The organism is Micromonospora sp. LOL_015 (genome assembly GCF_048060275.1).
In the GTDB taxonomy this organism is placed as follows: domain Bacteria; phylum Actinomycetota; class Actinomycetes; order Mycobacteriales; family Micromonosporaceae; genus Micromonospora_E.
In genome coordinates, this window is record NZ_JBHMIO010000219.1 from 1 (window position 1) to 304 (window position 304).

Here is a 304-nt window from a genome sequence, read left to right on the forward strand (position 1 = left end):
TGGTCATGCGCCGGCTGGCCGACCTGCACCCCGGCACCGCGAAGACCGACGCCCGCGACGCGTACGTCATCGCCGACGCCGCCCGCACCCTGCCCCACACCCTGCGCAGGGTCGACACCGGCGACGACGCCCTCGCCGAACTGGAGGTCATGGTCGGCTACGACGACGACCTCGCCGGCGAGGTCACCCGCGTCGCCAACCGCATCCGGGGCCTGCTCACCCAGATCCACCCACCCCTGGAACGCGTCCTCGGCCCGAAACTGCAGCACCCCGCCGTCCTGGAAGCCATCTCGCGGTGCGGCGG

Annotated in this window: 1 protein-coding gene; it reads left to right on the forward strand. The window is 73.4% G+C overall.

Features of this window, described 5'->3' with window-relative positions:
* Nucleotides 1-304 (forward strand): IS110 family transposase (locus ACFHWU_RS29570; protein WP_416592361.1); only part of this gene is annotated, 304 nt, incomplete at both ends.